At 26.7% G+C, this 938-nt stretch carries 1 protein-coding gene; it reads right to left on the bottom strand.

The window, feature by feature from the left end; genetic code table 11:
* Nucleotides 1-59 precede the first annotated feature (59 nt).
* Complete coding sequence (locus KPL38_RS19355; protein WP_216290761.1) at nucleotides 60-848, bottom strand: YdcF family protein; 789 nt, start codon at nucleotides 846-848, stop codon at nucleotides 60-62.
* Nucleotides 849-938 lie beyond the last annotated feature (90 nt).

Below are 938 nucleotides of genomic sequence, written 5' to 3'. Positions count from 1 at the left end.
TTGCAAAACATAGTAATCCTCCTCTACGTACTGATTTTGATATTATTATATCATAATTACTACGTTTGGAAGTAATTACAAGCTTTTTGTGGGATAATCATATAATAAGATAACAATCTTTGATAAGAACTTAACACTTCTTCTGGAATATCTACATGTGATATAAATCCTTTTCCTTTTGGACCATATCCATTTTTGTCATCCCTTAATCTTGGAATTTCTCCCATGATTAAATCAATAAATCTACTTTTAGACCATAATCCACTTATTTTGTCATTTATATATTCATAGCCACTCTCTGATTTTTTTACTTTTGGTAAAAATGGAGAATAGCTTATAATTAATGTTTTTTCTTCATTCCATCTTTTTAAAAAAGATGAATGACTTCTTAATTGCATAGTAGGATCCTGAAACAATATTATTGATTTTGGAATTTTTCTTTTTTCCTTTAATATTTTTAATGCTTCACAAGCATTTGAACCACAATTCGTTGATTTGCTTTCTATAATAATTTTATCAGGTTCAATATTTTCTCTTAATGTGAGAATCTGTTTTAATATATCTGATTCAGATTTATCATGTACATCAATATCTTTATACTTATCATCCTGTAGTACATTTTCAATTAAATATTTCGTCGAATGACCTATACCTCCAACTATCATTATATCTTTAGCTAAATTACTTTTATAAGCTTTTGCCCCTACTTCAGCTATATACGGAATACTGTTTCCTAAAATTATTATCATATCAACTTGTGTTATTCCAAATTTATCAACTAACGCTCTATCAGATAGTTCATTTATATCTCTTTTTGATAAAAATGTAATAATATGATTAAGCCACAAAAAGCTATATTTTCTCCGGTAGGAGTTAAGCTATTTCAAATTTTAGGCTATGCCTCTTGAAAATATTGTAAATTAATATGAAAATTTCAA

The sequence above is a fragment of the Clostridium psychrophilum genome (genome assembly GCF_018861705.1).
Lineage (GTDB): Bacteria > Bacillota > Clostridia > Clostridiales > Clostridiaceae > Clostridium_AD > Clostridium_AD psychrophilum.
This window is presented reverse-complemented; position numbering and strand designations above follow the sequence as displayed.